A 25,838-nucleotide genomic window follows, 5' to 3' on the forward strand; every position below is an offset into this window, starting at 1 on the left:
AGCGACCTCGGTTTAGCGAATGACCGGCTCGCCGTGAAAACGGCGGCGCGAGGGCGGCGACACGCCGAAGCCGACCTCCATCATCAGCCGCGGCGTGCGCGTCGGCACGGTGCCCATATGGAAGCCGAACGGGTCCTCGACAAAGCCGAGGCCGGCCGGCCCGGTCAGCGTGACCGGGCTCTGCTCGCCATAGACGCCCAGCACCTCCTCCGCCGAATGGCCGACAAGCAGCGTCAGCTGATGCTTCAGGATGCGGCGGTTGTGGGAGCCGCGGACATAGACATGCGGCCCGGTGTCGTTGTCGACCGGCACCAGGTAGAAAAAGAACTTCAGCATCCGCCAGTCATCGAGGTCGAAATGGTATTTGCCGAGCGAGGCCATGTTCTTGTCGGCGTCCGAGACGCCACCGGTCGGAAAGCTCCACCAGACGCGGGTGGTGATCAGCTTGGCCTGGCTGCCGAGATAGTGCGCTGCGATATCGAGAAGCAGCGGATCGCGCTGCACGGCGACCGCAGCGTTGCAGTCGAGGACCCGTTCGAAATAGTGACCGCTGAGCAGCGGGCGGCCGAAATGCTTTTCGGCATCGGCGTGTTTTTCGGGCAGGAATTCCAGCCGGCGGTCGAAATTGCCGAAGCATGGCGTGCGCTCGGCGAAGCGGGCAATCTCCTCATGGATGGCGGCCGGCAGCATCAGGCCCGAATAGAGCCCCTCCGTCCGCAGCCCGCCGACGACGGCATCGCGATCGACGCCGGCGAACATCGTTTCACCGACATTGCGCGCCGGCGGAACGGGCTTTGCACCGCGCCAGTGCAGGCGCCGCGCCGGCATGGTGCGGGCCAGCATGAACATCGGCAGCCATGCCGGATTCTCGCGAAGGTCGGAAAGATAGGTCGGGATGCGGGCGGCGATGCGGCGCAGCGTACCGCCGTTGCGTGCGATCGCCTCGAGGCTTGCAGCGCCGGACTTGTCGGGGCTTGAAAGGGTCATCGGGGTCCTCAAATGTCGATGGAACAGCATCGACGATAGTCGTCGCCGCCGCTCCGGCACACCCCAAACCCATTCGCCCGTTTCGCAGGGAATGGTAACCCCCGGCCAGATTTTGTGCAATGCACAATAAGCGACGACCCGCCAGAAAATTTGCTTGGGCGGCATTCCCTAGGCCGGGATGGTAAGCCGTCACTTCCGCGGCGCCACCCAGATCTCGGCGTGGAGCCTCCTGGTCGCCAGGCCGCGGGCGATCGCTTCGGCGCTGCGGGCGCTCTTTGATAGCGCGGCGGCCTGACGCTTGCTGATCACCAAGCCTTCGGCGAGAGCGCGATTTCCGGCAAAGACGCGTGACAGGAAGGGCGCGCGGCTGCCGCGTGCCCGCGAAAATCGCGCCGCCATGGTTTGCCTGGCGGTATGGGCGACGACCTCGTCGATCCAGCCCTCCCCCAGCCGCGCGCCCGGTTCCAGCAAGAGCAGCCAGTCGCCCTTGGCCTGCCTGATGCCCGCAGCGATGCCGCCGCTGACATAGTGGCAGCCGGCATGTTCGGCGACGCGGTGCGTCTGATCGGTCGAGCCGGTGTCGCAGACGAGAACGTCGCGCACCACGCCCTCGACCGCGCCGCCGATCAGCGAGGCGAGCGTGCGGGCAAGGCCCTCCTCGTCATTCAGGGTTTCGATCAGGACGCTGAGCATGTTTAGCCGAATAGCGGAAAGCGGTGGGCAGCGCCAGTTTTTGCGGCGCGCCGCGAGAAAGTTCTTGCTTTGTTCTCATCGATGCGATAGGAATACATTCATGAGCAGAGCGATTCGACAGCGGGCGGATAGTCCCTGGGAAAGGGCCAAAATGGAACAGATCGTGCGTGCCGACATTGCCGCCTTCGGCGCTGGCAGGGCCGAGATGGCGAATGCGATGATCGAGCAGAGCGGCATGCGCGTCCGTCCGGACCGCAATCGCGGCAGGTCGGCGGGCATCAATCCGTCCGGCCGTTTCGAGCCGGTCAGCCGGCATGTGTTCGATGACGGCTGGAATTCGCTGGAGGAGCTGCCGCCCTTCAGGACCGAGGTACAGGTCGAGAAGCCGCGCACCATCATCACCCGCAACGAATCGCCCGATATCTCCTTCGACCGCTCGATCAATCCCTATCGCGGCTGCGAACATGGCTGCGTCTATTGTTTCGCGCGGCCGACGCACAGCTTCATGGGCTTGTCGCCGGGGCTGGATTTCGAATCGAAGCTGTTTGCCAAGCCGGATGCGGCGCGGTTGCTCGACAAGGAATTGTCCAGGGACAATTACCAGCCGCGCACCATCGCCATAGGCACCAACACCGATCCCTATCAGCCGATAGAGAAGCAATACCGGATCATGCGCGAGATCCTCGAAGTTCTGGAGGCGCGCGGCCATCCGGTCGGCATCGTCACCAAATCGGCACTGGTGATCCGCGATATCGACATTCTGTCGCGCATGGCCGAGCGAGGGTTGGCCAAGGTGGCGCTGTCGGTGACGACATTGGACAGGATGCTGGCCAGAACGATGGAGCCGCGCGCGTCGACGCCGACCAAGCGGCTGGAGGCGGTCAGACAGCTTTCGGACGCCGGCATTCCGGCCTCGGTGATGGTCGCGCCGATCATCCCCGGACTGACCGACCCGGAAATGGAGCGCATCCTCGATTCGGCGCAGGCAGCGGGCGCGCGTGAAGCCGGCTATGTGCTGCTGCGCCTGCCGCTGGAGGTCGCGCCGATCTTCAAGGACTGGCTGCTGCGCCACTATCCCGACCGCTATCGCCACGTCATGTCGCTGATCCGTTCGATGCGCGACGGCAAGGACTACGATTCGGAATGGGGCAAGCGCATGAAAGGCTCCGGCCCCTATGCCTGGCAGATCGGCCGGCGTTTCGAGATCGCCGCCAAACGGCTCGGCCTCAATGCCGAACGGCGCTCGCTCAGGACCGACCAGTTCGTCCCCGCTGCCAAGGCAACCGAGCAGCTGATGCTGCTGTGACAAAGCGTCTCGCGCCAGCCGCTTTGAAGCGGCCGCAGAAGGCGAAAAATCCCGTCCGGCCTGTCCTGTCCCCGGGCTTGCAGACGGTAGCCCCCTCCTGGTCCGGTGCCCCGCCCGACCCGGAGGGGACTTGCGGAGAATCGGAGCCGATGCGAACCTCGCCGCACCATGGCTCGCCCGCGTTCCGATTCTCCGCTTCTCTTCGAAATCGTCGAGAAACCCGACTTCTCGTTCGAAACGAGAGCGATGGCCGAAGGCCTTTGGCCGGTGGCAGGGATGGACGAGGCCGGCCGCGGCCCACTCGCCGGGCCGGTGGTGGCGGCAGCGGTGGTGCTCGATCCCGCCAACATCCCCGACGGCCTCGATGATTCCAAGCGGCTGACGCATTTGCAGCGTGAGGCGCTGTTCATGAAAATCCTCGGCTCCTCACTCGCCGTGTCGATGGCCTCGGTCAGCGCCGAAGGCATCGATGCCTCCAACATTCTCAGGGCCAGCCTGGAGGCGATGCGCCGTGCAGTGGCCGGCCTGTCAATCCGGCCGAAGCTGGCACTGGCCGACGGCCGCGACGTGCCGCCCGGCCTGCCCTGCGAGGGCAAAGCGCTGATCAAGGGCGACCAGCGCTCGCAGTCGATCGCCGCAGCCTCGATCGTCGCCAAGGTGTTGCGCGACCGAATGATGTGCGGCTGCGGCAGCCATCATGCGCGTTACGGCTTCGAACTGCATATGGGCTACGCCACTGTGCGCCATCGCACGGCAATCGATCTGCACGGGCCGGTGGCGCGGCTGCACCGCGCCTCCTTCGCGCCGTTCCGGTTCGGCGGCACCGAGGTGCTGGAGGAAGAGGGTTTTTCGGGTTTGGATTGAGATTGGCGAAAGCGGCTGAGCGCGCAATCTCCCCCCTTGAGGGGGAGATGGCCGGCAGGCCAGAGGGGGTCGCCTTCGTGTGAAGCGTCAACGTTCTCTTTCGTCCCAGTGGCGTCGCGCCAGGACGTACCGCCCCCCTCTGTCGCCTTTGGCGACATCTCCCCCTCAAGGGGGGAGATTATGCGCTCTGCCGCTTTCGCCAACAAAAAAGCCGCCAGGTTTCCCCGGCGGCTTCCGATGAATTTCTCGACGAAGTCGCTTAATTCAGTTTCGACTTCAAATCCTGCAGGGAGGCGTTGAACAGGTCGGCGCCGGCCTTGGCGTCGATCTTGCCGGCCAGCAGCGCGCGCGCGGCTTCGACCGCAATGTCGACAGCGCTGGCACGCACTTCGCCGATCGCTTCGCGCTCGGCCTGGCCGATCTTCTGCTCGGCCAAGGCGGTGCGCCGGGCGACATAGTCCTCGGTCTTCTGGTGCGCCTCGGCGGCAAGCATGTCGGCTTCACGCTTGGCGGCGGCAACGATGGCCGCCGCCTCCTGCTCGGCTTCCTTGCGCTTGCGCTGGTATTGGCCAAGCAGCTGCTGTGCCTCTTCGCGCAACCGGCGCGCCTCCTCGAGCTCGGAGCTGATCTTGTCGGCCCGCGCATCGAGCGCCTTGGCGATCATGCCCGGCACCTTGATGTAGATGGCGATGCCGAGGAAGATTACGAGGGCAACCGTTGCCCAAAGCGTCGCGAGAGATGTGGCGTCCATGATGCGCTCCTCACCCGGCCACGGATTTGACCGCGGCCGCGATTTCGGCCTTGCTGGCCTTGCCGCCGACAAGCGCCTCGACGATGGCCGAAGCGGTGTCCTCGGCGATCGTGCCGACTTCCTTCATGGCATTGGCCTTGATGGAAGAAATACGCGCCTCGGCCTCGCCAAGCTTCTGGTCAAGCGCTGCCTCGATCGTCTTGCGGGCAGCTTCGGCTTCCGCCTTGGCCGCATCGTTGGCCTGCTGACCGATCGCATTGGCCTTGCCCTTGGCTTCCGCCAATTCCTGCTCATAGGCGGCAACGGCGGCATCGGCCTCGCTTTTCAACCGGGCAGCATGATCGAGATCCTGCGTGATGCGGTCGTTGCGAACGTCGATGATGCCGCCGACGCGCGGCATCACTACCCGTTTCAAGAAGAGGTAGAACAGCCCGAAAGTGATTGCCAGCCACACCAGCTGTGACGGGTACGTTGCCGGATTGAATGGCGGGAACGTGCCGTGCGCCTCGGCAGGCACGCCGGTGGCGGCGTGCGCGTCGGCTTCCGTTGCGGCGGGCGCGGACTCTTGCGCAAAGGCAGATGTCACGAACATGGACTATCCCCGAAATTCAGTCCCGCCGCAGGATCGCGGCCGGCCTGTTCAATTCTTCCCAATGTTCAGCCGAACAAATATTCAGCCGAACAGGGCGAGAAGCGCGATGAGAAGCGAGAAAATACCCAGCGCTTCGGTCACGGCGAAGCCGAAAATCAGACGGCCGAACTGGCCGTCGGCGGCCGACGGGTTGCGCAGCGCGCCCGCCAGATAGCTGCCGAAGATGTTGCCGAGGCCAACGCCCGCGCCGCCCATGCCGAGGCATGCGATGCCGGCGCCGATGTACTTTGCTGCTTCTGCGTCCATTTGTTCAACTCCTTTGGATCTAAAATTCCGTTGCAAATTCGATCCGGCGGCAATGCCGGAACCTAGTTAGTGCCCGGGATGCAGGGCGTCGTTGAGATACATGCAGGTCAGCACGGCAAAGACGTAGGCCTGCAGGAACGCGACCAGCAACTCAAGCGCCGTCAGCGCCACGGCCATCGCCAGCGGCAGAACCGAACCCGCCACGCCGACCGCGCCGAGCGCGCTCAGGCTGACGACAAAGCCCGAGAACACTTTCAGCGTAATGTGACCGGCGAGCATGTTGGCGAACAGACGAACCGACAGGCTGACCGGACGTGAGACGAAGGAAATCACCTCGATAAGCACCACCAGCGGCAGCAGGTAGACCGGCACGCCATGCGGGACGAACAGCTTCAGGAAGCCAACGCCGTGCTTGGTGAAGCCGTAGACGACAACCGTTCCGATCACCAGCGCGGCGAGGCCGAAAGTGACGATGATGTGGCTGGTGACGGTGAAGAAATACGGGAACAGGCCAAGCAGGTTGGCGACAAGCACGAACATGAACAGCGAGAACACGAAGGGGAAGAACTTCATGCCCTGCGTGCCCGCGGCGTCCCTCAGCATATTGCCGACAAATTCATAGGCCATTTCCGAGACCGACTGAAGGCGGCCCGGAACCAGGCTGCGGCTCGATGTGCTGAGATAGAGAAACGCCGCCGCGACGGCAACCGTCGCAAGCATGAACAGAGCCGAATTGGTGAAAGACAGGTCATAGCCGCCGATGTGAATCGGAATGATCGGATGGATCTGGAACTGGTGGATCGGATCGACCTTGTCAGCAGCCACTTTAAATCCCCATCAAAGCCGCAGACGGCTTCAGCATTCTGTTCAATGCGCCGGCATGCGGCGCCTCAATTCATTCTTTCGGATCGCGCGGTTTGTCGCCCGTTCCGAATTCCGACACAAGCCCGGCTGAACGCAGGACATTGAGCACGCCGGCGCCAAAACCCAGCAGCAGCCCGACTATCAGACCCCATGGCGATATCCCCGCCACGCGATCAATAAACCAGCCGAGAGCCGCACCGACCACTATCCCGGCGATGAACTCGCTGGACAGCTTGAGCGCCTGGCCGTACCCGGCCACACTGCCCGTTTTCGCGTCGTCTTTCCCCTCGAGCCGATCCGGCCGCCTTGTCGCAAGCGATGCTTCAAGGTCGCGCCGGCGGCGCTCAAGATCGTCGTCGCGGATGTCGGCTTCATGCTGCTTGCCGCGGCCGGTTTTGCCGGTTCCGTCTGGCCCATTCTTGTCGGCCACGCAACCCCCCCTGCCCGGTCAGACCGTTACCGTCCGTCCGCTTCTTAAAGTCGCCGGCAACATAGTTAGAGGGTCCGCGCCCGTCAAGCCACGGGCGGACCTTCGAGCTCAAGTATTTTTTCGTTATGAATCAGCTACTTGCCTGGGTGCGACATCGTGCCCGACGCGGTCTCCGGCGGGCTGCGGCCGAATCCCCACGGCGATGCGTCTTCCATCGGCCGCTCTCGCGGGAAAGATGCAAGGGCCGCCAGAGCGCTTAGCTCCAGCCGCCGCCATAGGTGCGGTAGAAGATGTGCAGGCCGATCCTGGTCATTTTCTGCATCGTCCGCGCCCAGCCCGGATGGACGTAGTTGGCGTAATAATGGGTCGACGAGCCGACTTCCGGAATGAAGATCTTGCCGGCTGTGACGGCCATGGCGACATCCTGAGCGGTCTTGTAGGCAGCGGGGTTGTCGATCCGCTTCTTCCTGCCGTCGCAGGCGAAGGAAAACTGACAGCGGTTGAACCAGTTGTCGTTCTGGTAGACAACGCCGCAGATCGAGTTCGGATAGGCCGGGTTTCGGACACGGTTGAGGATGACCTGGGCGACGGCGGCCTGGCCGCGCACGGACTCGCCGCGCGCCTCGAAATAGATGCCGTTGGCGAGACAGGCCTGCTCCGGTTTGGAAAAGACGCTCGCCGGCAGCGGCGTCTGCATCCAAGAATGATCGCCCTTGCTCAGGGGCGGAATGAAGCGGCCATCGTTCGGGTCCTCGTCCTGCAGCAAGGCCTCGAAAGGCGACGCCTTGGCGTAATCGGGGGCAGACGAGGCATAGGCGGTCGCCAGCACGTCGGGATGATCGTTGTTGACCAGCGCGGCAAGCATCGCCGGCACGCCGGAATCCGGCTTCTTGTCGACGCGCGTGTGGAAGGAGGCCGCGATCTGAATTTCCTTGCCTTTGATCTCGGGCTTGGCGAAGGCCATCCTCAGGCCGCTGTCCATGCTTGGGCGCAGCAGCGAGGAGGTTCGCTCGAAGATCGAGCCGGCGTTGAAGTTCTTCGGCGGCGAGACGGGCGAGACCTCGATGATGCGGCCCTTCTTGTCGGCACGCGTGATACGGTTCTCGTCCGGCGTCGTGCCGGCGATGCCGCCCTTGCCGCGAAACGAGACGGCGCCGATGCCGGGCAGTTGGACGCCGGAGCCGGAGAGCGAGCCGGTGCTGCTGGAATCGAGGAAGGGCATTTCGGCGGCGTGAACGGAGCCGGCGACGGATTTCTCGACATAGGCGTTCCAGCGGACGCTCGGCGCCTCAAGACCGGAGACCAGGCTTGTCATGTCCTGATAGGCAACGACACTCGGAAAGCCGATCCAGATGCCAAGGCCAATAATAAACGGAGACAGGAAGGAACGCTTTTTCTCACCGGCGGCGGCGACAAGCCGCGTCAAAACACGTCGATGCACGGAACTCTCCAGAAACGCAACGGACCCCACTGGAGAGCTACAATGATGCATTAACCTTGATGGGGCGTTAACAGCTTAGAACCTTGTTTTCCCATCTCGTGTCGAAGTCAGGCGCTTTTGCGGCTGTCCGTTGGCGGAAGAAAGATCGGCCAGGCGATCAGCGCGCAAATAGCCGCACCCAGCCAGACGCCTGGCCACGAGCAGAGCACGAGAAGCCCCGGAATGGCGATCGGCACCAGGAAAAAGGCAATGAAGACCAGACTGTTGGCAAGGCCGAGCGCCGTTCCGGCCTGGCTGGCGCCGGCCAGCGTCGCAAGCTCGGTGTAGGCGACGCCGTGCCAGGAGGAGACGCAGATGCCGGCCACGACGAGCATCGCAACGATCGCCGGCGACAGCATCGGCGCTTGGCCTGACAAGAATTGGGCCGAAAACAAGACGAGCGCCGCAAGCACGGCGAAGGCGGCCACGCTCAGCATGCTGCACAGACGCAGGAACGACCGGCGGTTGCCGTGACGGTCGGTATAGCGGCCGCTCCAGACGCGCATGACCATGGCGCCGACCTGCACGGCACCCAGGCTGGCGCTGATCACGGCTGTTCCCATGCCGGCAAAATCATGCAGGAAGACGGAAGCAAAGGTGAGCACGGCCACCTGTGGGAAGCACAGCAGGCCGATGGCTGTCGCGATGCGCCAGACGGCCGGGTTGCGCAGCGGCGCGGGGCCGGCCGGCTTTGCCGCGCTGCTCGAATGGGCATGGTCGTGCGCCGGCGGCTGATGCAGCCAGCGCCAGGCGAGTGAGGTCGAGACGGCGGATGCAGCCGCCAGAAGTCCGAAGACCGCCGTGAAGCCATGGGCCGAAGCGAGCGACGGCAGCACCAGCGCGCCAAGCCCGCCGCCAAGCGGCACCGCCGTCTGCCTGATGCTCATGGCAAAGCCACGCTCGCCTTCGCCGAACCAGGCCATGATGGCGCGGCCGCTGGAGCCGTTGACGCTGCCGCCGAGCAATCCGGTGACCAGCAGGGCAGCGGCGAGAAGCGCGACGCCGGGAATTTGGGCTGGTGACGGCACGACCAGCGCGGCCATGACGAGCAGCCACAACGCGGTTGCGCCGAGCCCGGTCAGCAGCACGCGGCGGTCGCCCCAGCGATCGGTCAGCAGCCCCCACGGCAATTCGCTCAGCGCCACGCCCAAGCCGAGAAGGCCAAGCGCCAGACCGAGCTCGCCATTGGAGAGATGATAGCCCGAGCGTAGGAACACCGCCGTGGCCGGAATGCCGGAGAATGTCGCGGAGAAGCAGGCGTTGGCGGCGACGCCGATACCCAGCACCTTCCAGCGATGATTGGGTCGAAGCACCGCCGCCTCTGACAGGGTGGTAACGGCGGCCGGGCGAAGCGGTTTGCAATCTGCTCGTGTGTCGACAGCGGACATGGTTCAGCTCCTGCATGCGCTGGTTGCGTTCGGGTCTTGACGCGCTCTCTCTACCGCCATAACTTCGTACTGAATATCAGGAAGTTTTTCACATAATGTCCTAAATATCAGGATTATCGCTATGCGACGCGTGACATTCGATCTCGAAGTTCTGCGCAGCTTCATTACCGGCATGGAGCTGGGCAGCTTCGCCAAGGCCGCCGACCGGCTCGGCCGCTCGACGTCGGCAATCAGTGCGCAATTGAAGAAGCTGGAGGAGCAGGCGGCGACGCCGATCTTCCGCAAATCTGGGCGTGGCCTGGCGCTGACGGACGCGGGCGAGACCATGCTCGGCTACGCGCGCCGGCTGATCGAGCTCAATGACGAGGCCGCCTCCGCCATCCACGATGTCGAGCTGGAGGGTTGGGTACGGCTTGGGCTACAGGAGGATTTCGGCGAGGCGGTGCTGCCGGATGTGCTCGGGCGCTTCGCCCGCGCCCATCCCAAGGTCAAGATCGAGGCCAGGATCGCGCGCAGCCATGAGCTTGCCGAAAGGATCATTTCGGGCAGCGTCGATATCGCGCTTGCCTGGCACAATGGCGCGACGCTGCCCTACAGCCGGAATCTCGCCGACGTCCAGATGCGCTGGATCGGCCCGGCAAAACAGATCGAGACCTGCCTGCGCGATGGCGAGCCGTTGCCGCTGGTGGCGCTCGAAGCGCCGTGCCTGCTGCGCAGCGTGGCGACCGAAACGCTGGACCGCGCCGGCCTGGCATGGCGGATGGCCTTCTCCAGCCCCAGCCTTGGCGGCATCTGGGCAGCCGTCGCCGCCGGGCTCGGACTGACGATCCGCACCGATATCGGCCTGCCGGCCAGCGTCAGGGCGATGACGCCGGAGATCGCCGGGCTGCCCGCCTTGCCCAAGATGGCGCTGTTCCTGCACCGCAAGGAGGCCGAGCCCGATCCGATAGCGGCGCGGCTTGGCGACATCCTGCTGCAGGCGGCGCTGGAAGCGTTGCCGGGAAGTGGCGACGCGGATGGTCTGAGGAAAGCGGCTTAGCGCAGACGAGCCGAAAGGGGCGCAGGGCGCTCCATAACTTAGTCGGTCGAAGAAGCAGTAATGCTGGCGATCCCTCGCGCGCCCCTCTGTCCTGCCGGATATCTCCCCCTCGAGGGCCGCTCGAGGGGGAGATTAGCAGCTTCGCCGTCCCACCCGTCTTTCGGCGTCGGAGATTGGCTAAAAGCGGAGGGAACGGCCAATCTCTCCCGGCCGGCGAACAGGTGTCCGAGGTGCGCAAGCGATGCGGATCGGCGCGCCGGGCATATCGAAAGCCTCGCCTCTATGCTACCAACATGCTTACTTTACGCCCGTCATCGGCGAGCGGTCTCTTGTTTCAATGAGGTTTTTCGGTGACGTGCTGGTCCGGTCAGGGGATAATTCCCCGAGGGCCCCGGCGTAGCTGAATCTGGCGGGTACCGCAGCATTTCTTGAACTTCATACCTGAACCGCAAGGACATTGATCATTGCCGCCGCGTTGCAGCCGGCCGACCAGGGGCAGCAGCGCCGCGGAAGGCAGGAGCGCTGCCACAAGGGCAGCCAACTTACCCGAGATTCCCGGTACGACGAGGCGACGACCGGATTTGAACGCTCGCCACGCCTGTTCGGCCACATACTTCGGATCCACCTTGGGCAAGATGTTGAAGAGCACCGTCTGATTGGCGCCTGATCTTGCGAGAAACTCCGTGGACACCGGGCCTGGTGCAACGCATGTGACCGTCACACCGGTTCGGCGCAATTCCTGGTGAAGCGCCTCTGAGAAGAAGCGCACGAAAGCTTTGCTAGCGAAGTACAGAGCCATATAAGGCCCGGGAACGAACCCGGCCACGGAACTGAGATTGAGCACCCCGCCCCGTCGGCGTGCCACCATTCCCGGCAGAAAATGAAGGGTCAGTTCTGTGAGGGAATGTATATTGAGATCGATGATGCCGAGTTGACCATCAATAGGCAGCGCCGTCGTCGCGCCCCGCAGGCCGTACCCGGCGCTGTTGACCAGGACATCACAGACCAGGCCGTGTGCGGACAGAAAGCCCTCCAGGCGCGTTGGCGCATCGCCTGCCACGAGATCCAACTCGAGCGTGAATGCCTCGCCGCCCGCCTCCCTAACCTCAGACGCCGCGGCGGCCAAACCCTCAGGTGAGCGGGCAACCAGCACAACCGCACCGCGCTCCCTTGCAGCGACGCTCGCAATCGCCCGGCCAATTCCACCCGAGCCGCCAATCACGACGATAGCTGGCCGGAATTCACAGTGCGAAATCACTTCGCATTCCTCTGTCTTGCAGGAGCGGAAACACCTTGACCGAGCAGCACCACTTCATTGGCGACAGTGCCGTTCAGAATCTTTTCGAATCTCTCCAGTGCTCGTGCGACGTTCGCTCCATCCATGACCCGGTGATCGTAGTGGATGCGGACATTCACCGATCCGTCTTTGCCGATCGGACCGTAGTTTAGAAGGGTGGTCAGTGGTGTCAGCGGGTTGAGTGATTCCGCACCGAGACCAGAATAGACGGACAGTTGGAAGGTACCGAAGTAATTTGCCCTTTGCCGGGCGATGTTCAACCCTAGCCACATAAGCAGCCACCTGACTGGCGCGGGCGCACCTGCCATCCGCAAGGCACGCCGAAACTCCGGGACCTCCTGGATCGGCCGTGATCGAGCCGCGTGGATGGATCGCTCAAGTTCCGTGATGGAGTAGCGCTCCGGGCATTTGATGCAGCTCAGCAGAACGGCCGGCTCGCCATCATATTCGCGCTCGTGGGCAATCGAGGCTACGCTTGCCGGATACTCGTAAAGCTGCGGCCAGGGCAACTTGACATAGGCGCGCCGCAACTCCGGGGTCTCTAGGGCAAGAAGCGCATACCCTTTCAGGAAGATCGCGGTCCACGAGGGCCTGGTCTGCTGCGCCATTCTAGCCCTTACGAGTGGGCCGAGATTCATCTGACGCTGCACCGCGACCCGTGGCACGCCGATCGAAAACCTCATCAGGTCGCCAACAAGGCGCCGGGGCGCGGAAAGCTTGAGGGCTCGGCCTTGCATAAAACGACCTCTAATAAAGATAAGGGAATATTCGCTTGGTCCTTTCCATATAGACACGGTATTGCGAGCCTAAATTCTCCAGCATCATACGCTCTTCCTTATCCACTCTCAGCAGGAAAAGGACTGCGAAACCAACCAAACCCGATATGCCCGCAACCCAGTTCGGCAGCAGAAAGAGCTGGCCGAGCCCCATAAGCAGGAAAGAGGTGTACATAGGGTGACGGACCAAGGCGTATGGCCCGGCGCTGACCAGTTCATGCCGTTCGCGAATCTCGAGCGTAATCGACCAGTTACGGCCAAGTTCCTTGTGGGATAAGCGAAAAATCCACAGCGCTGAGCAGAAGATGATGGTTCCGAGCGCCACCGACCACACGCTGGCCGGATGATCAGCCGCTGCGGGGATGCCGGTGGCGACATAGAAGCCAGGCAGGATCGCCAGGCCAAGGAGAGCCGATGCAAGCCCGACGGTGTCGGAACTTGAGCGGCCGCCAGCTACTATTCGCACGCGCCTTGCCCGGCGCTCGAAGGGATACCGGATCACGTACCAAGCGACGATGCCGATCACCCATATGATCTCGCCAAGTGAGGCTAAAGCAATGGTCACTTCAGGTCACCAGCGCCCTTTCTGCGATCGCGACTGTAGCAGCTGCCCCTGAGTATGGCCACTTCACCCATCGCCTCGATTTCGTCACCGGCCTACCTTCAGGCGCAGCGATCCTCTCCGAGTTAGTCCGCACACGCGAAAGCCGGAGGGGCAGTACCGATCGCATTCGGTCCCATTCATCCCTCGAATCTTGGTTATGTATTCATCTCCCGAAGCTCGGTTATGAATTGTTGCGGCCGGAGCTGAATGGCGGGAGTCTTATATCCCATGGAATGAGCGATGTCCGCCACGAAGCCGTTGCAGTTCAAGACCGTCGCCTGCCAGACATGCGAGCTCGCCTGCAGCTTGCGGATGTAGGCAACGACTTTGTCGTATTCGGCCCGGGTCAATATGATTCGCCAGCTTGCGGATCTGTATGGTTCTTCCAGATCACCGTCGCTCCACCCGGTTTCGGCTGGCACCGGCACGATATGGCCCAGAACATAGGGAACCGCACTGTTCGAAGCCGGGTGAAGGCCCGCGACTTGGGGATCGATCATTCTCCCGGCCCGGTCCAGGCGCCCAAAAACTGCGTAGGTGTGGCCGTAGCTTAGGGCGTAGCGGGAGCGGAACTCGATGAAGTACCGCTCGTCGTTTTTTTTAGGCGCAGCTCCGCCATCGGCATAAGATACGAAATTCGGCTGGGGCGGCAGGTCTTTCGTCTGACATGCCGCTGCCGGGAGGGCCACCAATGCCACAAGCAAGAGACGGCTACTTACAAGCGTCATCGCCGCGTCCATTCCCGAACTTCACAATGCACAGACCTAATAACGGCCTATGCCCGCCAACCGCGCCGGACGCTATGAAGCCGGCCAAAGCCCCGGCTGCGTATGTATGGGGAAGGGCTTGGCACCCCTTCCCCATACAAGCCGGTCCTTACTTAATCACTGGTTCCTCTACCGGAGCGGGTGCCGGAGCCTTACCCTTTCCTTTGCCGATCCAGTCGTTCGCGCAGCCGCTCAGGCTGGCAACGGCGAGCACAGCAACCATTGCAACCAATATCCTGTTCATCAAGCAATCCTTTCCCCGGGGGCGGAATAGCCTATAGAATCGCCACAACTAAAACGATATGCAGCCCCACCAAGTTAGCTGCGATCTACACCAACGCCTAGTGCAGAAATGACACAGTTGGCATCCAGTTGCCGGCGGCACCTTTGCGGTGACGTGCTGGCAGGGTTCACCATGCAACGGAGATCAGGCCTGCCCACCATCAAACAACCACCACCGTCGTGCCCAAAGGAGTACGGTCGTAGAGGTCAATGACGTCGTCATTTATCATACGGATGCACCCGTTCGATACCGCTGTGCCTATCGTCCATGGCTCGTTTGTACCATGTATCCGGAAGTGGGTGTCGCGCCCGTCTTGATAGAGATAAAGGGCACGCGCACCAAGCGGGTTGTTTGGTCCGCCAGGGACCCCCCCTGCATACTTCACCAGGCGCGGCTTGCGCTGCATCATGCTGGCGGTGGGTGTCCACGACGGCCAGTCCGCCTTGCGGCCGACGGTCGCTGTACCCTTGAACGAAAGTCCCTGCTCGCCGACGCCAACGCCGTAGCGCGTCGCCCACCCGTCCGTCTCGACGGCATAGAGAAAGCGTTGCGAAGTATCGACGACGATCGTTCCGGCCGGCTCGTTTCCGTCGTACCGCACGTGCTGTCGTCGGTAACGAGGATTCAGGCCACGCCTTGGTCCGAACGCGGATGAAATCGACGTACATCCGGAGACCATCAGAGCCAGACTACCCAGCACGAGCCCCCGGCGCGCAATGTGGTGTTCTTCCATTTGTACCTGCTAGGAAACTGGTCATCTACCGCCGCCCTCGTCTCTACCATTCCAAGGCCTGCGCGCCAAGTCTCGCTGTGTGGTGGCAAAATGAATTCACAGGATTGACAAGCGAATTGGAGCGAAACTTCTTGCGATAACCGTCTGCCTCTGTTCGGTTATGTCAAAATTGGCATAGGACAGAGACGATGAAGCCTGACTTCCATGGTAAAGTCGCGATTGTGACCGGCGCAGGCTCCGGAATAGGGGCGGCTGTTTCACGGCAACTCGCGCAAGAAGGAGCCGAGATTGTTGTCGCCGACCTTGATGCCGAGGCCGCGCACTGCAGAGCCGCCGAAATAAGCTCGCAAGGCGGCAGGGCCTACGACTTTGCGGTAGATGTCACGGATGCGGCAGCCGTGGAAAAGCTGATCGAGTTCACTGTCCAGAAATGCGGCGGACTGGATATGGCGGTAAACAATGCAGGTATCGACGGCATTCGAAAAGCCACGGCAGACTATCCGCTCGACAACTGGCACAAGCTGATAAACGTCAATCTAAATGGCGTTTTCTACAGCATGAAGTACGAAATCGCCGCGATGCTGGATCGAGGCGGAGGCGCCATCGTGAACATGTCCTCCGTCCTCGGTTCCGTCGGCTTGCCAACTGCGTCCGCATACACGGCAGCGAAACACGGAGTCGTTGGACTAACCAAAGTTGCGGCGATCGAATATGCCAGGATGGGCATCCGGATCAATGTAGTCGGCCCCGGCTGGATCGAAACGCCTCTTTTGTCGGAGCAAATGGAGGCATTAGCCAGCCGGCGCATGGCAGGTCTTCAGCCGATGGGCAGGCGCGGGAAACCAGAAGAGGTAGCGGCTCTTGTATGCTTCCTCTTGTCCGACCAGGCCAGCTTTATCACTGGGAGCTACCATCTGGTGGACGGAGCTTACACCGCCCATTAGGTGCAGAGGCTGCCCCCACTCGCGCCGGCCACCGTCAGGGCGATGACGCCGGAGATCGCCGGGCTGCCCGCACTGCCTGAGATGGGCCTGTTGCCGCATCGCAAGGAAGGCCGAGCCAGACCCGGTGGCGGCGCGACTTGCCGACATCCTGCTGCAGGTGTCGGTGGAATCGCCTTCCCGAAAATGTGCAGGCGCTGCCCGCGAGCGGCCTGCCGAGCGTAGCCTGATGCTGGCGCCCAGAAGACGCGCAGCTCAGCGGCGCTTCTTCGCCCTGCCGGCGAAAGGATTGTCCGAGGTGCGCAAGGCGATGCGGATCGGCACGCCGGGCATGTCGAAAGCCTCGCGCAGGCTGTTCGAGAGATAGCGGACGTAGGATTGCGGCATCGCATCCGGCCGTGAGCAGGAGACGACGAAGCCCGGCGGCCGCGTCTTGGCCTGCGTGACATATTTGATCTTCAGCCGACGCCCGGCGACAGCGGGCGGCGGATGATGCGCCAGGATGCCTTCCAGCCAGCGATTGAGCTTGCCGGTCGACACACGGCTGTTCCAAACTCGATGCGTCCTGATGACAGCATCCATCAGCTTGTCGAGGCCACGCCCGGTCTCGGCCGACACCGGCACCGCCTGCATGCCGCGCGCCTGCGGCAGCAGCCGCTCGGTTTTTTCGCGCAGCTCGGCCAGCAACTCCTGGGGATGATCGACAAGGTCCCATTTGTTGAAGGCGATCACCGGGGCACGGCCCTCGCGGATGATCAGGTCGGCGATCTGCAGATCCTGCTTCTCGAAGGGAATGGTGGCGTCGAGCACGATGATGACGATTTCGGCAAAGCGGATGGCGCGCAAGCCGTCCTGCACCGACATCACTTCGAGCTTTTCGTGGATCCTGGCCTTGCGGCGCATGCCGGCGGTGTCGAACAATTTTAAGCGGCGGCCATGCCAGTCCCAGTCGACCGAGATGGAATCGCGAGTGATGCCGGCCTCAGGGCCGGTCAACAGCCGCTCCTCGCCGATTAGTGCGTTGATCAGCGTCGACTTGCCGGCGTTGGGGCGGCCGACGACGGCGATGCGCATCGGCTTGGTGTCGTCATAGCTCGGCTCGGCGTCCGGGTCGGTGATGTCCTCGCCGATTAGCACCTCGCTGGCGGCGACCTCATCCTCGCCGGCCTCTTCGTCCTCGCCGAAGGCGCGCGCCTCGCCAAGTGCTGCGATCACCGCGTCGCGCAAATCGGGCAGGCCCTGGCCGTGTTCGGCCGAGACCGGGATCGGTTCGCCAAGGCCGAGCTCCCAGGCCTCCAGCATGCCGCCCTGGGCGCCGCGCGCCTCAGCCTTGTTGGCAACGACGACAACCGGCTTGCCGGACTTGCGCACGATCTCGGCGAAGGTCTTGTCGTCGGGCATCAGCCCGGACTTGGCATCGATCGTAAAAAAGATCAGGTCGGCCTCGCGGATGGCGATCTCGGTCTGGGCGCGCATGCGGCCGGGCAGCGTCGAGGCAGCCGCATCCTCGAAGCCGGCGGTGTCGATGACGTCGAAATGCAGGTCGTAGAGCTTTGCGGCATGGACGCGGCGATCGCGGGTGACGCCCGGCGTATCGTCGACAAGCGCCAGCTTCCTTCCCACCAGCCGATTGAAAAGGGTCGATTTGCCGACGTTAGGCCGGCCGATGATGGCGACTTTGAAGGTCATGGACTATCACGACACGCCGCCCGAGCCGCGGATCAGCTCGGACATCAAAGTCGCCCGCTCGCGCGTGTTGCGCGGGGCGCCATCATCCGCGGCGATCTGGTCGAACAGCTTCAATGCATCCGCCGCCTTGCCTTCCTTCCAGGCGGCAAGGCCAAGCGCCTCGCGCGCCGTATGGCGCAGCGTGTTGGTCTCGGCGGTGAGCGCCTCGACGCGACTGGAGACATCGGCGAAAGAGCCGTGGTCGACCAGAAGCAGCGCTGCCCTGAGCCGAGCCATGTCGCGAATGCCGGAGGGTATCTTGGTGTCGGCGGCGACCTCGTCGAAATCCTTGACGGCGGCGTCGACGTCGCCCTTGTCCGCCTTGACGGTTGCCGCGCGCATGCGGGCGAGCAGCGGATAGGCGCCGTAGCCGTCCTTCTCCAACGCCTCCAGAGCGGCAAGCGCCTCGTCGTTCTTGCCGTCATTGGCAAGCTTGAGCGCCTGCGAAAAAGCATCGCCCGAGCGGTTGGCGCGAGTTTCGTCCCAATAGCGGTAGCCGACGACAGCAGCAGTGCCGAGCACCACCAGCACGGCCAGCACGAGCAAGGCGGGACCGAAACGGTCCCACAGCGCATGCGCCTGGTCGCGACGAATCTCTTCGTTGACTTCGCGGATAAAACTGTCGTCCGACATGGATCAAAACCATTCATGCCCCGGGCGGGGCGGTTGATGAGCCCGCGTTTTAGCGAAATTTTGCCGGCATGGAAGGGGTTCGGCAGGAAAATCGCCTATTCACGAGGCAGTCGCCGCCAACGGCGGCCGTACAGGTCGATCGTACCCGTGCCATATTTCAGCGGTAGGCGTCGCTTCTACATTCCTTGATCCGGTCAGATGCCTTTGCCCCGTTTGTCCCGCGTTGTTGCGTTTTCGATTGCCGCGCTTGCTACCGGCGCGGCATTTGCCGACCCGCCGCCGCCGCCGACAAAACCGAAGCAGATCGTCATCATCTCATTCGACAGCGCCCGCGACATTTCGCAGTGGCAGCGCAGCCGGGCGCTGGCCCGGCGCACAGGCGCGCATTTCACCTATTTTGTCTCCTGCGTGTTCCTGCTGTCGCCCGAGACACGCAAGCAATACACCGCGCCCGGCAAGACAGAAGGCAAATCGAATATCGGCTTCGCTGCCTCCAAACAGGAAGTCGCCGAGCGGCTCGAGCAGATCAACCTCGCCGCTAGGGAAGGCCACGACATCGGCAGCCATGGCTGTGGTCATTTCGATGGCAAGGACTGGAGCAAAGCCGACTGGCTGAGCGAGTTCGGCTCGTTCAAGCATATTCTCGAAAACGCCTATTCGATCAACGGCATTGCTCCTGAACCGAAGGACTGGCGCGATTTCGCCCGCAAATCGGTGGTCGGGTTTCGCGCGCCCTACCTGTCGGCAAACAAGGCGCTCTACGAGGCGCTGCCCGCGGCCGGTTTCCTGCTCGACGCAAGCGGCGTCTCGCGTGAGCCGGTTGAGCCACCGACCGTCAGCGGCATCACGCGCTTTTCGCTGCCGCAGATCCCGGAAGGGCCGAGCTCAAGGCGGGTGATCGCCATGGACTACAATCTCTATGTCAGGCATTCCGGCGGCTTCGAGCGGCCGAGCATGGCGGAAGAGTTCGCTGACCGGACCTATCACGCGTTCCGCGCCGCCTTCGATGCGCAATACCGGGGCAAGCGCATTCCGCTTGAGCTCGGCTTCCACTTCACGCTGATGAATGACGGCGCCTACTGGAACGCGCTGGAACGCTTTGCCGGCGAGGTCTGCATCAAGGCCGACGTCGAGTGCATCAGTTTTCGCGATTATCTATCGCAGCGAGGCGAACGGCAGGCGGCGGTGGGCGGCTGAGCGGAAGCGCTCGCCACCCGATTTTCTTAGCTTGCTGGCTGATCCTCAGGGCGCAGGCCAGCTTGCTCCCGTTCCAGATAGTGCTGATCGATTACCGGCAGCGGTGCCCCTTCAAGGGTCGCTTCGAACGCGCGCAGACGTTTGTAGATAGAAATCAACTCGACGATAGTAGGCCAGGAATTGACGAGATACTGGAACGAACTGGCGACTTGGGAAAAGGCGGAGACGACCTGCTGAAAAATGCCGAAGCTTATCTTGCCTACAGCGAGAGTCGGAACAAGAATAAGTGTGGCGAAAACGTTGTCTACCTGGAGATAGAGATACCGGACCATGTCGAAGTAGACATAATGAGCGTAGAGGGTGAAATAGTTCTTCCGAACATTCGCGAACAGCTCAGCTAGGGTTGGCGGTTGCGCTCTTGCCATATCGTCCTCACCAAGGACAAGTTCCTTGCGCAGAGCGGCTTCAACCCGTTGATTTCGAAATTCCAGGCCAGGAAGCTTGACCCCGACCACGGCCAACAACCCAGTGCCGAACAACGACCACACGATTGCGGCGATTACCAGTGGATAGGGAATCGCTCCGACGATAGGAAGGGTTGGGACATGACGAGACAGAGCTGCCAGCAAGGGCAGGAATGCGATGAGGGTCATAACGGAATCGATGAAGTTCACTCCCAGCCCTTGCATTGTGCTCGAGAAGCGCATCGTGTCGTCCTGAACGCGCTGCGACGCCCCTTCGATATGACGTAGCCTCGGCCAATAGGCGGTAAAATAGTCGTTCATGGCCGTCCGCCAGCGGAAGACATAGTGCCTGACGAAGAAGACGTTCAAAACCGCGATGGTCATATAGACCAGCGCCAAAGAGAGGAACTGCCACACTCCGTAGTAAAGCTCGGCAGGCGTGACGGAGCCGGGTGTGGTCAGGGCCCTCTGCACCATGTCGTAGAACATGCCACGCCAATCGTTCAGCGCCACACTTATCTGGACGATGAAATTAGTGACAAAAACAACCAAACCAGAACCAAGGATCGACCAATTCTGCCAGGGATGGGGGGCGTACAGCGCCCAAAAAAGGTAAAATATGCCGATACCGGCGAAGAAATATCCGTAGAACCAGAGGAATGACGCCGTCAGGAATCTCACTGGGCTTATGACAGGCGCTGCCTGCGGATCGACTGGCGGCATGCCAAGCATCGTGCCGAGGTGTTCGCCGCCGAAAAACCAAAGAACAACGAGCAGAAGGCTCCAGACGGCGACCGAGGTGAAAAACAGCTTCGGCTGCGGAAAAAACGATACGAACACTGTGGCGAAATCCTCGGTCGGCGCAAATCAGCGGCGTTGGTCAGCGGGCATAAAGTCACACATTAGTGGGAAAGAAAATGCCCGTGCCCGACGCCCGGCGCCGAGCAAGACCATAATCATGGCGATTTTGGCGCAGCCGACCAGGCGATCGCGCCGGAAGCGAGCAGGACGGCGGCGGCAACGATCGAGGCAAGGAAAAAGTTACCTGAGGCCTGCGCGAGCAGCCCGGCGACGATCGGGCCGATGATCTGGCCAAGGCCGAAGGCGGCCGTCATTACCGCCAGCATCCGGCGTGGTGCTTGCGGAGCAAGCTGCCTGCCGGCCTGCAGGCCAAGCGCGGTGATGGCAATGAAGGTGCCGCCGACAAGAAGGCCGCCGAGCAGCGGCCCGGTGCGCCCGCCCATGGCGACGCTGGCGCTGACGCCGATCACTTCGACGAGGCATCCCAGGGCATAGGTGGCATAGAGCCCGATCCTGGCCGTAAGCTTCTGCCACAGCCAGACCGAGGGGAAACCGGCAAGGCCGGTGACCATCCAGACCACGGCCTCGAAGATCCGGCCGCCGCCGCCCTGGCGGACGATGGCGACCAGGAATGTTGCCGTGACGATATAGCCGAAGCCGAACAGGCCGTAGGCGACAATGATCTTCACCAGCGACCGGTCTTTTGGCAGTGCCGGCTCGGGCCCGGCAACGCTGTTCGCGGTCGAGGTGCCGGCAGCCAGCAAGGCGACGGCGGCAAAGCCGCAGGCCGAAATCGCCGCGGACCACAGCCAGCCCGCCGCCCAGCCGGCGTGTTCGGTGACAAGGAGCGCCAACAGCCCCGAGGATGCCGCGATACCGAGGCCGACACCGCCGAAATACAGCGCCTGCAGGTCGTTTCGCCCGGCCGCGGCGAGATGACCGAAAACGATGCTGGTCATGAAGACCAGCACGAAGGCGCTGGCGAGGCCGGCAAGAAAGCGGATGAGGAGAAAGCCGGTCATGGTACCGGTCAGGCCCATCAGCCCGGCGAGGATCGCGGTGGCGGCAAGGCCGGCCAGCATCAGCTGGCGCTCCCGGCCCTGCGCCCAGCCGCCGGTGGCGGCAAGCGCGCCGACGAGGTAGCCGAGATAATTGGCCGATGCGATCCAGCCTGCATCGGCCGGCGACAGGCGAAGCTCTTCCATCATGCCGGGCAGGATCGGCGTATAGACGAAGCGGCCGATGCCCATGGCGACGGCCAGGGCAATCATGCCGGCGATTGCCAGGCGCAAGGGCGAAGCGATGTTCATTGCAGTGCACCATAAGTGCGCCTGCCGGTGAGACAATCCGCCTTTTGTTGGGCCAGAAGGGTTGCGCAGCCGCGTCGGCGGTTGGCTCGCCCGAGGTGCTTCTTCAGGAGACTCAACCGCAGCAGGTTCTTGTCGAGGCCGTCTCGAAGCGAGTGCGACGCGCGGTCAGCCTGAACGGCATGTCGGCGAGTTCGCGCTCCGACATGGTGTCGAGCACCGGATGCGACAGCGGATCGGTCACCCAGCTGATGGCCTCGCTGTCGTGCCGGTGTGGCTGCGTCCCGATCGAGGAAAAGGCGCCGAGCCATGATAAAATCTTCATCGGATTTGCCTCCTCACTCTGCGTAACCCACTTAGAATCCGCCGTTCGTTAGCGTCTGGCAATTGAGATTTCCGCCGCTCGAGTTTAGAAAAACTGTATGGCTACTCTGAACCGCGTCCATCTCAACGGCTTGCGCGCCGTGGAAACCGTTGCCCGCCTGGGCTCGCTTGCGGCGGCGGCCGGCGAGCTCAACGTCTCGGTCAGCGCCGTCAGCCAGCAGATCAACCGGACAGAAAAGCAGCTCGGCCGGGCGCTGTTCGAACGAACGCCAGCTGGCCTGGTGGCGACGGAATTCGGTGCCGTCTTTACCGCGCGGCTCAGCGCCGGGTTTCGCGAACTCGCACAGGCGGTGGCGCTTGCCGATGAAAGCTCGGAGTGCACGCTGGTGGTTTCGGTGGCGCCGGCGTTCGCCTCGAAATGGCTGCTGCCGCGGCTATCGCGGCATTTTGCCCGGCATCCGAACGTGCTCCTGCGCATCGATGCCTCGGTGCGGCTTGCCGATTTCGATCGTTCGGACATCGACGTCGCCATCCGGCTCGGCGACGGCAAATGGCCGGGCGGGCGGGCCGAATTGCTGCTGGCGCAAGAGGTGTTTCCGGTCTGTGCACCGGTGATCGCCAGCAAGCTGAAATCGATCGAGGACCTTGCTTTGACTTGTGCGATCACAGACGAAAGATCGATGATCAGTTGGGAGAGCTGGTTCGAAGCGGCCGGGGTGGAGCCGGTCACCTTCATGAAAGGCGCGCGCTTCACAGATCCGATGCTGTGCCTGGAATCGGCGATTGCCGGTCACGGCGTCATGCTCGGCTGGCAATTGCTGGCCGCCGACGCGCTGGTCGACGGCCGTCTCGTTGCGCCGTTCGGCATACGCGCCCAGAGCGGGCTCGGCTATTGGCTGGTGACTTCGGCCAGCAAGGGCGAAAGCCGCAAGGTCAGGGATTTCAAGATCTGGGTGCGCGAAGAGATCGAGGCGACGATGGCGCAGTTCAGGTCGCTCGAGAGCGTCAGCTAGACCTGCCGGCGTCATCAGAGTGGAAAGGTCGGTAACGCCGGTCTATGTAAGACGCAGTCCCCAATCACGGCAGGCAGGATCATGACCACACATTCGCGCGGCGTTTCCGCAACCATCGACCCGGTGAAGCTCGACAGGCTGGCGGAGGTCGCCGTCAAGGTCGGGCTGCAATTGCAGCCGGGTCAGGATCTGGTGCTGACCTCGTCTATCGCCGCGCTGCCTCTGACGCGGCGGATCGTCGAGCACGCCTACAAGGCAGGTGCCGGCCTGGTGACGCCGATCTTCAACGACGACGAGATCACTCTCGCGCGCTTCCGCTACGGCGCCGACGCCGGTTTTGACCGCGCCGCCGGCTGGCTCTATGAAGGCATGGCAAAAGCCTTCGCCGACAATGCGGCGAGGCTTGCCGTGCGCGGCGAGGATCCCTCGCTGCTTTCGTCTCAGGACCCGGCAAAGGTGGCGCGTGCCAACAAGGCAAATTCGATGGCCTATCAGCCGGCGCTTGAGAAGATCACCGGCTTCGAGATCAACTGGAACATCGTGGCCTATCCCGATCAGGCGTGGGCCAAGCAGGTTTTCGCGGACGATGCCGAAGACGTCGCCGTGGCCAAGCTCGCCGATGCCATCTTTGCCGCCTCGCGGGTGGACGTCGAAGACCCGATCGGCAACTGGACGGCGCACAATGCGGCGTTGAAGAGCCGCACCGAATGGCTGAACGGCCACAATTTCCACGCACTGCATTTCACCGGCCCCGGCACCGACCTGACCGTCGGGCTGGCCGACGGCCACGAGTGGATGGGCGGCGCCTCGACCGCCAAGAACGGCATCACCTGCAACCCGAACATCCCGACCGAAGAGGTTTTCACCACGCCGCATGCAAGGCGCGTCGAAGGCCACGTCACGAGCACCAAGCCTCTGTCCTACCAGGGCACGCTGATCGACGGCATTGCGGTGCGTTTCGAGGCGGGCCGCATCGTCGAGGCCAAGGCCTCGAAAGGTGAGGATGTGCTGCAGAAGGTGCTCGATACCGACGAAGGCTCGCGCCGTCTCGGCGAGGTGGCGCTGGTGCCGCATTCCTCGCCGATCGCCAAGAGCGGGCTGCTGTTTTTCAACACGCTGTTCGACGAGAACGCCGCCTGCCACATCGCGCTTGGCCAGTGCTACTCGAAGTGCTTTGTCGACGGCGCCTCGCTCAGCCAGGACGAGATCGCGGCGCGCGGCGGCAACAAGAGTTTCATCCACATCGACTGGATGATTGGCTCGGACAAGATCGATATAGACGGCGTCCACAAGGACAGCAGCCGCGTGCCGGTGATGCGCAAGGGCGAGTGGGTTTAAGAGCACCAGCACGCAGCCGCGCCGGTGACGCATGCGGGGTTGGCAATGGAACTCGCGGTCAAGCGCATCTATGAGCCGCCGTCGCCCGATGACGGGCAGCGGGTGCTGGTGGACCGCATATGGCCGCGCGGCATCGCCAAGCAGGACGCGGCGCTGACGCTATGGCTGAGGGACATCGCGCCAAGCGACGCGTTGCGCAAATGGTTTGGCCATGAGCCGGCGCGCTGGGCGGAGTTCCAGCGGCGATACAGCGATGAGCTCGACCGGAACGGCGAGGCGGTGGCGGAACTGCGCGCCTTGCTGCGTGAGGGCAAGGTGACGCTGCTCTACGGCGCGCATGACGAGGCCCATAATAATGCGGTCGCGCTGGCGAGCTATTTGCATGGGAAAACCACAAGCGTCTGATACGATCGATATTCATGCCGGCAGGACAGAGGGGGGCGCGACGGATCGCGGTCGGTCGGTTCTACTTCCTACCGATCGCCTCTTGATAAACATCAGGCTTGAAGCCAACCAGTATGCGATCGCCAAGTTCCAGCACCGGACGCTTGATCATCGTCGGCTTTGCCAGCATCAGCGCCTTGGCCTTCCTTTCATCCAGGCCCATCCTGTCCTCCCCCGACAGTTCGCGAAACGTCGTGCTCGCCTTGTTGAGCAGAATTTCCCAGCCGACTTTGCCTGACCAGCCGTTCAGCCGATCCGCATCCAGCCCGTCGACCCTGTAGTCATGAAAGCGATAGGCAACATCATGGCTCGCCAGCCAGGAACGGGCCTTCTTGATCGTATCGCAATTGGTGATGCCATACATGGTGATCGTCAAAAACGGATCCTCGGACCGGTCGAATCTGACGGCACCCTAAAACCGCACCTCGCAGTTTTCCAGCGGCCTTGCCGGGCATCCATGATTTTCGCCCTTGCCAATAGTAAGGAAT

At 62.7% G+C, this 25,838-nt stretch carries 29 protein-coding genes; 8 read left to right on the plus strand and 21 right to left on the minus strand.

What is annotated here, in order from left to right; genetic code table 11:
• Positions 1-12: 12 nt before the first annotated feature.
• Both NKJ84_RS02905 and NKJ84_RS02910 read right to left on the minus strand, forming a co-directional pair.
• Positions 13-987, minus strand: coding sequence for a phytanoyl-CoA dioxygenase family protein (locus NKJ84_RS02905; protein WP_352505246.1), 975 nt, complete (start codon positions 985-987; stop codon positions 13-15).
• A 189-nt stretch (positions 988-1,176) separates the two neighbouring features.
• A complete protein-coding gene (locus NKJ84_RS02910; RefSeq protein WP_023716858.1) occupies positions 1,177-1,680 on the minus strand; it encodes a glycosyltransferase in 504 nt (167 codons plus the stop codon).
• Between the two features lie 151 nt (positions 1,681-1,831).
• On the opposite strand from NKJ84_RS02910, the gene NKJ84_RS02915 reads away from it, so the two are divergent.
• Positions 1,832-2,986, plus strand: coding sequence for a PA0069 family radical SAM protein (locus tag NKJ84_RS02915; protein ID WP_352505247.1), 1,155 nt, complete (start codon positions 1,832-1,834; stop codon positions 2,984-2,986).
• Positions 2,987-3,154: 168 nt separating this feature from the next.
• Positions 3,155-3,850: a ribonuclease HII gene (gene rnhB / locus NKJ84_RS02920; RefSeq protein WP_352505248.1), complete on the plus strand. Its 696-nt coding sequence runs from the start codon at positions 3,155-3,157 to the stop codon at positions 3,848-3,850.
• A 259-nt stretch (positions 3,851-4,109) separates the two neighbouring features.
• Here rnhB and NKJ84_RS02925 read toward each other — a convergent pair whose 3' ends face one another.
• The 7 genes from NKJ84_RS02925 to NKJ84_RS02955 all read right to left on the minus strand — a co-directional run bounded on the left by NKJ84_RS02925 (position 4,110) and on the right by NKJ84_RS02955 (position 9,661).
• Positions 4,110-4,601 carry a F0F1 ATP synthase subunit B gene (locus NKJ84_RS02925; RefSeq protein WP_352505249.1) on the minus strand — a complete coding sequence of 164 codons (492 nt, stop codon included), beginning with the start codon at positions 4,599-4,601 and terminating at the stop codon, positions 4,110-4,112.
• Between the two features lie 10 nt (positions 4,602-4,611).
• Complete coding sequence (locus NKJ84_RS02930) at positions 4,612-5,193, minus strand: F0F1 ATP synthase subunit B (protein ID WP_352505250.1); 582 nt, start codon at positions 5,191-5,193, stop codon at positions 4,612-4,614.
• 81 nt (positions 5,194-5,274) lie between these two features.
• Positions 5,275-5,499: a F0F1 ATP synthase subunit C gene (locus NKJ84_RS02935; protein WP_254820421.1), complete on the minus strand. Its 225-nt coding sequence runs from the start codon at positions 5,497-5,499 to the stop codon at positions 5,275-5,277.
• A gap of 66 nt (positions 5,500-5,565) precedes the next feature.
• The gene (locus tag NKJ84_RS02940) at positions 5,566-6,324 is read right to left on the minus strand and encodes a F0F1 ATP synthase subunit A (protein ID WP_352505251.1); all 759 of its coding nucleotides are present in this window, start codon (positions 6,322-6,324) and stop codon (positions 5,566-5,568) included.
• Positions 6,325-6,394: 70 nt separating this feature from the next.
• Entirely contained in the window at positions 6,395-6,793 is a 399-nt protein-coding gene (locus NKJ84_RS02945) for an AtpZ/AtpI family protein (RefSeq protein WP_352505252.1), read from the minus strand.
• A 256-nt stretch (positions 6,794-7,049) separates the two neighbouring features.
• A complete protein-coding gene (locus NKJ84_RS02950; protein ID WP_352505253.1) occupies positions 7,050-8,234 on the minus strand; it encodes a cell wall hydrolase in 1,185 nt (394 codons plus the stop codon).
• Between the two features lie 107 nt (positions 8,235-8,341).
• On the minus strand, positions 8,342-9,661 hold the full coding sequence (locus tag NKJ84_RS02955; RefSeq protein WP_352505254.1) for an MFS transporter: 1,320 nt from the start codon (positions 9,659-9,661) through the stop codon (positions 8,342-8,344).
• Between the two features lie 121 nt (positions 9,662-9,782).
• On the opposite strand from NKJ84_RS02955, the gene NKJ84_RS02960 reads away from it, so the two are divergent.
• Positions 9,783-10,700 (plus strand): LysR substrate-binding domain-containing protein, encoded by a 918-nt coding sequence (locus NKJ84_RS02960; RefSeq protein ID WP_352505255.1) that lies wholly within the window; start codon positions 9,783-9,785, stop codon positions 10,698-10,700.
• 367 nt (positions 10,701-11,067) lie between these two features.
• Here NKJ84_RS02960 and NKJ84_RS02965 read toward each other — a convergent pair whose 3' ends face one another.
• The 6 genes from NKJ84_RS02965 to NKJ84_RS02990 all read right to left on the minus strand — a co-directional run bounded on the left by NKJ84_RS02965 (position 11,068) and on the right by NKJ84_RS02990 (position 15,160).
• Positions 11,068-11,958, minus strand: a complete 891-nt coding sequence (locus NKJ84_RS02965) for an SDR family NAD(P)-dependent oxidoreductase (RefSeq protein ID WP_352505256.1) — start codon at positions 11,956-11,958, stop codon at positions 11,068-11,070.
• On the minus strand, positions 11,955-12,734 hold the full coding sequence (locus NKJ84_RS02970; RefSeq protein WP_352505455.1) for a hypothetical protein: 780 nt from the start codon (positions 12,732-12,734) through the stop codon (positions 11,955-11,957). Before NKJ84_RS02970 ends, NKJ84_RS02965 begins: the two co-directional genes overlap by 4 nt.
• Positions 12,735-12,744: 10 nt before the next feature.
• Positions 12,745-13,332, minus strand: a complete 588-nt coding sequence (locus NKJ84_RS02975; protein WP_254820426.1) for a protein-S-isoprenylcysteine O-methyltransferase — start codon at positions 13,330-13,332, stop codon at positions 12,745-12,747.
• Positions 13,333-13,532: 200 nt separating this feature from the next.
• On the minus strand, positions 13,533-14,105 hold the full coding sequence (locus tag NKJ84_RS02980) for a hypothetical protein (RefSeq protein WP_254820425.1): 573 nt from the start codon (positions 14,103-14,105) through the stop codon (positions 13,533-13,535).
• A gap of 148 nt (positions 14,106-14,253) precedes the next feature.
• Complete coding sequence (locus NKJ84_RS02985) at positions 14,254-14,388, minus strand: ABC transporter (RefSeq protein ID WP_254820414.1); 135 nt, start codon at positions 14,386-14,388, stop codon at positions 14,254-14,256.
• 199 nt (positions 14,389-14,587) lie between these two features.
• Entirely contained in the window at positions 14,588-15,160 is a 573-nt protein-coding gene (locus NKJ84_RS02990; protein ID WP_352505257.1) for a L,D-transpeptidase, read from the minus strand.
• A 188-nt stretch (positions 15,161-15,348) separates the two neighbouring features.
• Here NKJ84_RS02990 and NKJ84_RS02995 point away from each other — a divergent pair, with 188 nt between their 5' ends.
• Positions 15,349-16,104 carry an SDR family NAD(P)-dependent oxidoreductase gene (locus NKJ84_RS02995; RefSeq protein ID WP_352476622.1) on the plus strand — a complete coding sequence of 252 codons (756 nt, stop codon included), beginning with the start codon at positions 15,349-15,351 and terminating at the stop codon, positions 16,102-16,104.
• A gap of 252 nt (positions 16,105-16,356) precedes the next feature.
• Here NKJ84_RS02995 and der read toward each other — a convergent pair whose 3' ends face one another.
• Together der and NKJ84_RS03005 are read right to left on the minus strand one after the other, a co-directional pair.
• Complete coding sequence (der, locus tag NKJ84_RS03000; protein WP_352505258.1) at positions 16,357-17,790, minus strand: ribosome biogenesis GTPase Der; 1,434 nt, start codon at positions 17,788-17,790, stop codon at positions 16,357-16,359.
• 6 nt (positions 17,791-17,796) lie between these two features.
• Positions 17,797-18,462, minus strand: a complete 666-nt coding sequence (locus NKJ84_RS03005) for a tetratricopeptide repeat protein (RefSeq protein ID WP_352505259.1) — start codon at positions 18,460-18,462, stop codon at positions 17,797-17,799.
• Positions 18,463-18,666: 204 nt separating this feature from the next.
• On the opposite strand from NKJ84_RS03005, the gene NKJ84_RS03010 reads away from it, so the two are divergent.
• On the plus strand, positions 18,667-19,659 hold the full coding sequence (locus tag NKJ84_RS03010; protein WP_352505456.1) for a polysaccharide deacetylase family protein: 993 nt from the start codon (positions 18,667-18,669) through the stop codon (positions 19,657-19,659).
• Between the two features lie 26 nt (positions 19,660-19,685).
• Here NKJ84_RS03010 and sbmA read toward each other — a convergent pair whose 3' ends face one another.
• The 3 genes from sbmA to NKJ84_RS03025 all read right to left on the minus strand — a co-directional run bounded on the left by sbmA (position 19,686) and on the right by NKJ84_RS03025 (position 22,556).
• Positions 19,686-20,963: a peptide antibiotic transporter SbmA gene (sbmA, locus tag NKJ84_RS03015; protein WP_352505260.1), complete on the minus strand. Its 1,278-nt coding sequence runs from the start codon at positions 20,961-20,963 to the stop codon at positions 19,686-19,688.
• Positions 20,964-21,079: 116 nt separating this feature from the next.
• Positions 21,080-22,234, minus strand: a complete 1,155-nt coding sequence (locus NKJ84_RS03020) for a YbfB/YjiJ family MFS transporter (protein ID WP_352505261.1) — start codon at positions 22,232-22,234, stop codon at positions 21,080-21,082.
• Between the two features lie 112 nt (positions 22,235-22,346).
• Complete coding sequence (locus NKJ84_RS03025) at positions 22,347-22,556, minus strand: hypothetical protein (protein ID WP_352505262.1); 210 nt, start codon at positions 22,554-22,556, stop codon at positions 22,347-22,349.
• A gap of 97 nt (positions 22,557-22,653) precedes the next feature.
• Here NKJ84_RS03025 and NKJ84_RS03030 point away from each other — a divergent pair, with 97 nt between their 5' ends.
• The 3 genes from NKJ84_RS03030 (at position 22,654) to NKJ84_RS03040 (ending at position 25,311) form a co-directional block, all read left to right on the plus strand.
• Positions 22,654-23,568: a LysR substrate-binding domain-containing protein gene (locus NKJ84_RS03030; RefSeq protein ID WP_502900455.1), complete on the plus strand. Its 915-nt coding sequence runs from the start codon at positions 22,654-22,656 to the stop codon at positions 23,566-23,568.
• Positions 23,569-23,649: 81 nt separating this feature from the next.
• Positions 23,650-24,906, plus strand: a complete 1,257-nt coding sequence (locus tag NKJ84_RS03035; protein WP_352505263.1) for an aminopeptidase — start codon at positions 23,650-23,652, stop codon at positions 24,904-24,906.
• A 39-nt stretch (positions 24,907-24,945) separates the two neighbouring features.
• Positions 24,946-25,311, plus strand: coding sequence for a DUF488 domain-containing protein (locus NKJ84_RS03040; protein ID WP_352505264.1), 366 nt, complete (start codon positions 24,946-24,948; stop codon positions 25,309-25,311).
• A 61-nt stretch (positions 25,312-25,372) separates the two neighbouring features.
• On the opposite strand, the gene NKJ84_RS03045 is transcribed toward NKJ84_RS03040, so the two are convergent.
• A complete protein-coding gene (locus NKJ84_RS03045; protein ID WP_352505265.1) occupies positions 25,373-25,726 on the minus strand; it encodes an ArsC family reductase in 354 nt (117 codons plus the stop codon).
• Positions 25,727-25,838 lie beyond the last annotated feature (112 nt).

The sequence above is a fragment of the Mesorhizobium sp. M0048 genome (assembly GCF_040323405.1).
In the GTDB taxonomy this organism is placed as follows: domain Bacteria; phylum Pseudomonadota; class Alphaproteobacteria; order Rhizobiales; family Rhizobiaceae; genus Mesorhizobium.

What these genes read in the sequence shown, in the direction of transcription:
- NKJ84_RS02915 (WP_352505247.1), top strand. Translation starts at nt 1,832, where the DNA reads ATGGAACAGATCGTGCGTGCCGACATTGCCGCCTTCGGCGCTGGCAGG.
- NKJ84_RS03020 (WP_352505261.1), bottom strand. Translation starts at nt 22,234, where the DNA reads ATGAACATCGCTTCGCCCTTGCGCCTGGCAATCGCCGGCATGATTGCC.
- NKJ84_RS02905 (WP_352505246.1), bottom strand. Translation starts at nt 987, where the DNA reads ATGACCCTTTCAAGCCCCGACAAGTCCGGCGCTGCAAGCCTCGAGGCG.
- NKJ84_RS02930 (WP_352505250.1), bottom strand. Translation starts at nt 5,193, where the DNA reads ATGTTCGTGACATCTGCCTTTGCGCAAGAGTCCGCGCCCGCCGCAACG.
- NKJ84_RS03030 (WP_502900455.1), top strand. Translation starts at nt 22,654, where the DNA reads ATGGCTACTCTGAACCGCGTCCATCTCAACGGCTTGCGCGCCGTGGAA.
- NKJ84_RS03035 (WP_352505263.1), top strand. Translation starts at nt 23,650, where the DNA reads ATGACCACACATTCGCGCGGCGTTTCCGCAACCATCGACCCGGTGAAG.
- NKJ84_RS02925 (WP_352505249.1), bottom strand. Translation starts at nt 4,601, where the DNA reads ATGGACGCCACATCTCTCGCGACGCTTTGGGCAACGGTTGCCCTCGTA.
- NKJ84_RS02910 (WP_023716858.1), bottom strand. Translation starts at nt 1,680, where the DNA reads ATGCTCAGCGTCCTGATCGAAACCCTGAATGACGAGGAGGGCCTTGCC.
- NKJ84_RS03025 (WP_352505262.1), bottom strand. Translation starts at nt 22,556, where the DNA reads ATGAAGATTTTATCATGGCTCGGCGCCTTTTCCTCGATCGGGACGCAG.
- NKJ84_RS02955 (WP_352505254.1), bottom strand. Translation starts at nt 9,661, where the DNA reads ATGTCCGCTGTCGACACACGAGCAGATTGCAAACCGCTTCGCCCGGCC.
- NKJ84_RS02985 (WP_254820414.1), bottom strand. Translation starts at nt 14,388, where the DNA reads ATGAACAGGATATTGGTTGCAATGGTTGCTGTGCTCGCCGTTGCCAGC.
- NKJ84_RS02995 (WP_352476622.1), top strand. Translation starts at nt 15,349, where the DNA reads ATGAAGCCTGACTTCCATGGTAAAGTCGCGATTGTGACCGGCGCAGGC.
- NKJ84_RS02935 (WP_254820421.1), bottom strand. Translation starts at nt 5,499, where the DNA reads ATGGACGCAGAAGCAGCAAAGTACATCGGCGCCGGCATCGCATGCCTC.
- rnhB (WP_352505248.1), top strand. Translation starts at nt 3,155, where the DNA reads ATGGCTCGCCCGCGTTCCGATTCTCCGCTTCTCTTCGAAATCGTCGAG.
- der (WP_352505258.1), bottom strand. Translation starts at nt 17,790, where the DNA reads ATGACCTTCAAAGTCGCCATCATCGGCCGGCCTAACGTCGGCAAATCG.
- NKJ84_RS03005 (WP_352505259.1), bottom strand. Translation starts at nt 18,462, where the DNA reads ATGTCGGACGACAGTTTTATCCGCGAAGTCAACGAAGAGATTCGTCGC.
- NKJ84_RS02990 (WP_352505257.1), bottom strand. Translation starts at nt 15,160, where the DNA reads ATGGAAGAACACCACATTGCGCGCCGGGGGCTCGTGCTGGGTAGTCTG.
- NKJ84_RS02980 (WP_254820425.1), bottom strand. Translation starts at nt 14,105, where the DNA reads ATGACGCTTGTAAGTAGCCGTCTCTTGCTTGTGGCATTGGTGGCCCTC.
- NKJ84_RS02970 (WP_352505455.1), bottom strand. Translation starts at nt 12,734, where the DNA reads ATGCAAGGCCGAGCCCTCAAGCTTTCCGCGCCCCGGCGCCTTGTTGGC.
- NKJ84_RS02960 (WP_352505255.1), top strand. Translation starts at nt 9,783, where the DNA reads ATGCGACGCGTGACATTCGATCTCGAAGTTCTGCGCAGCTTCATTACC.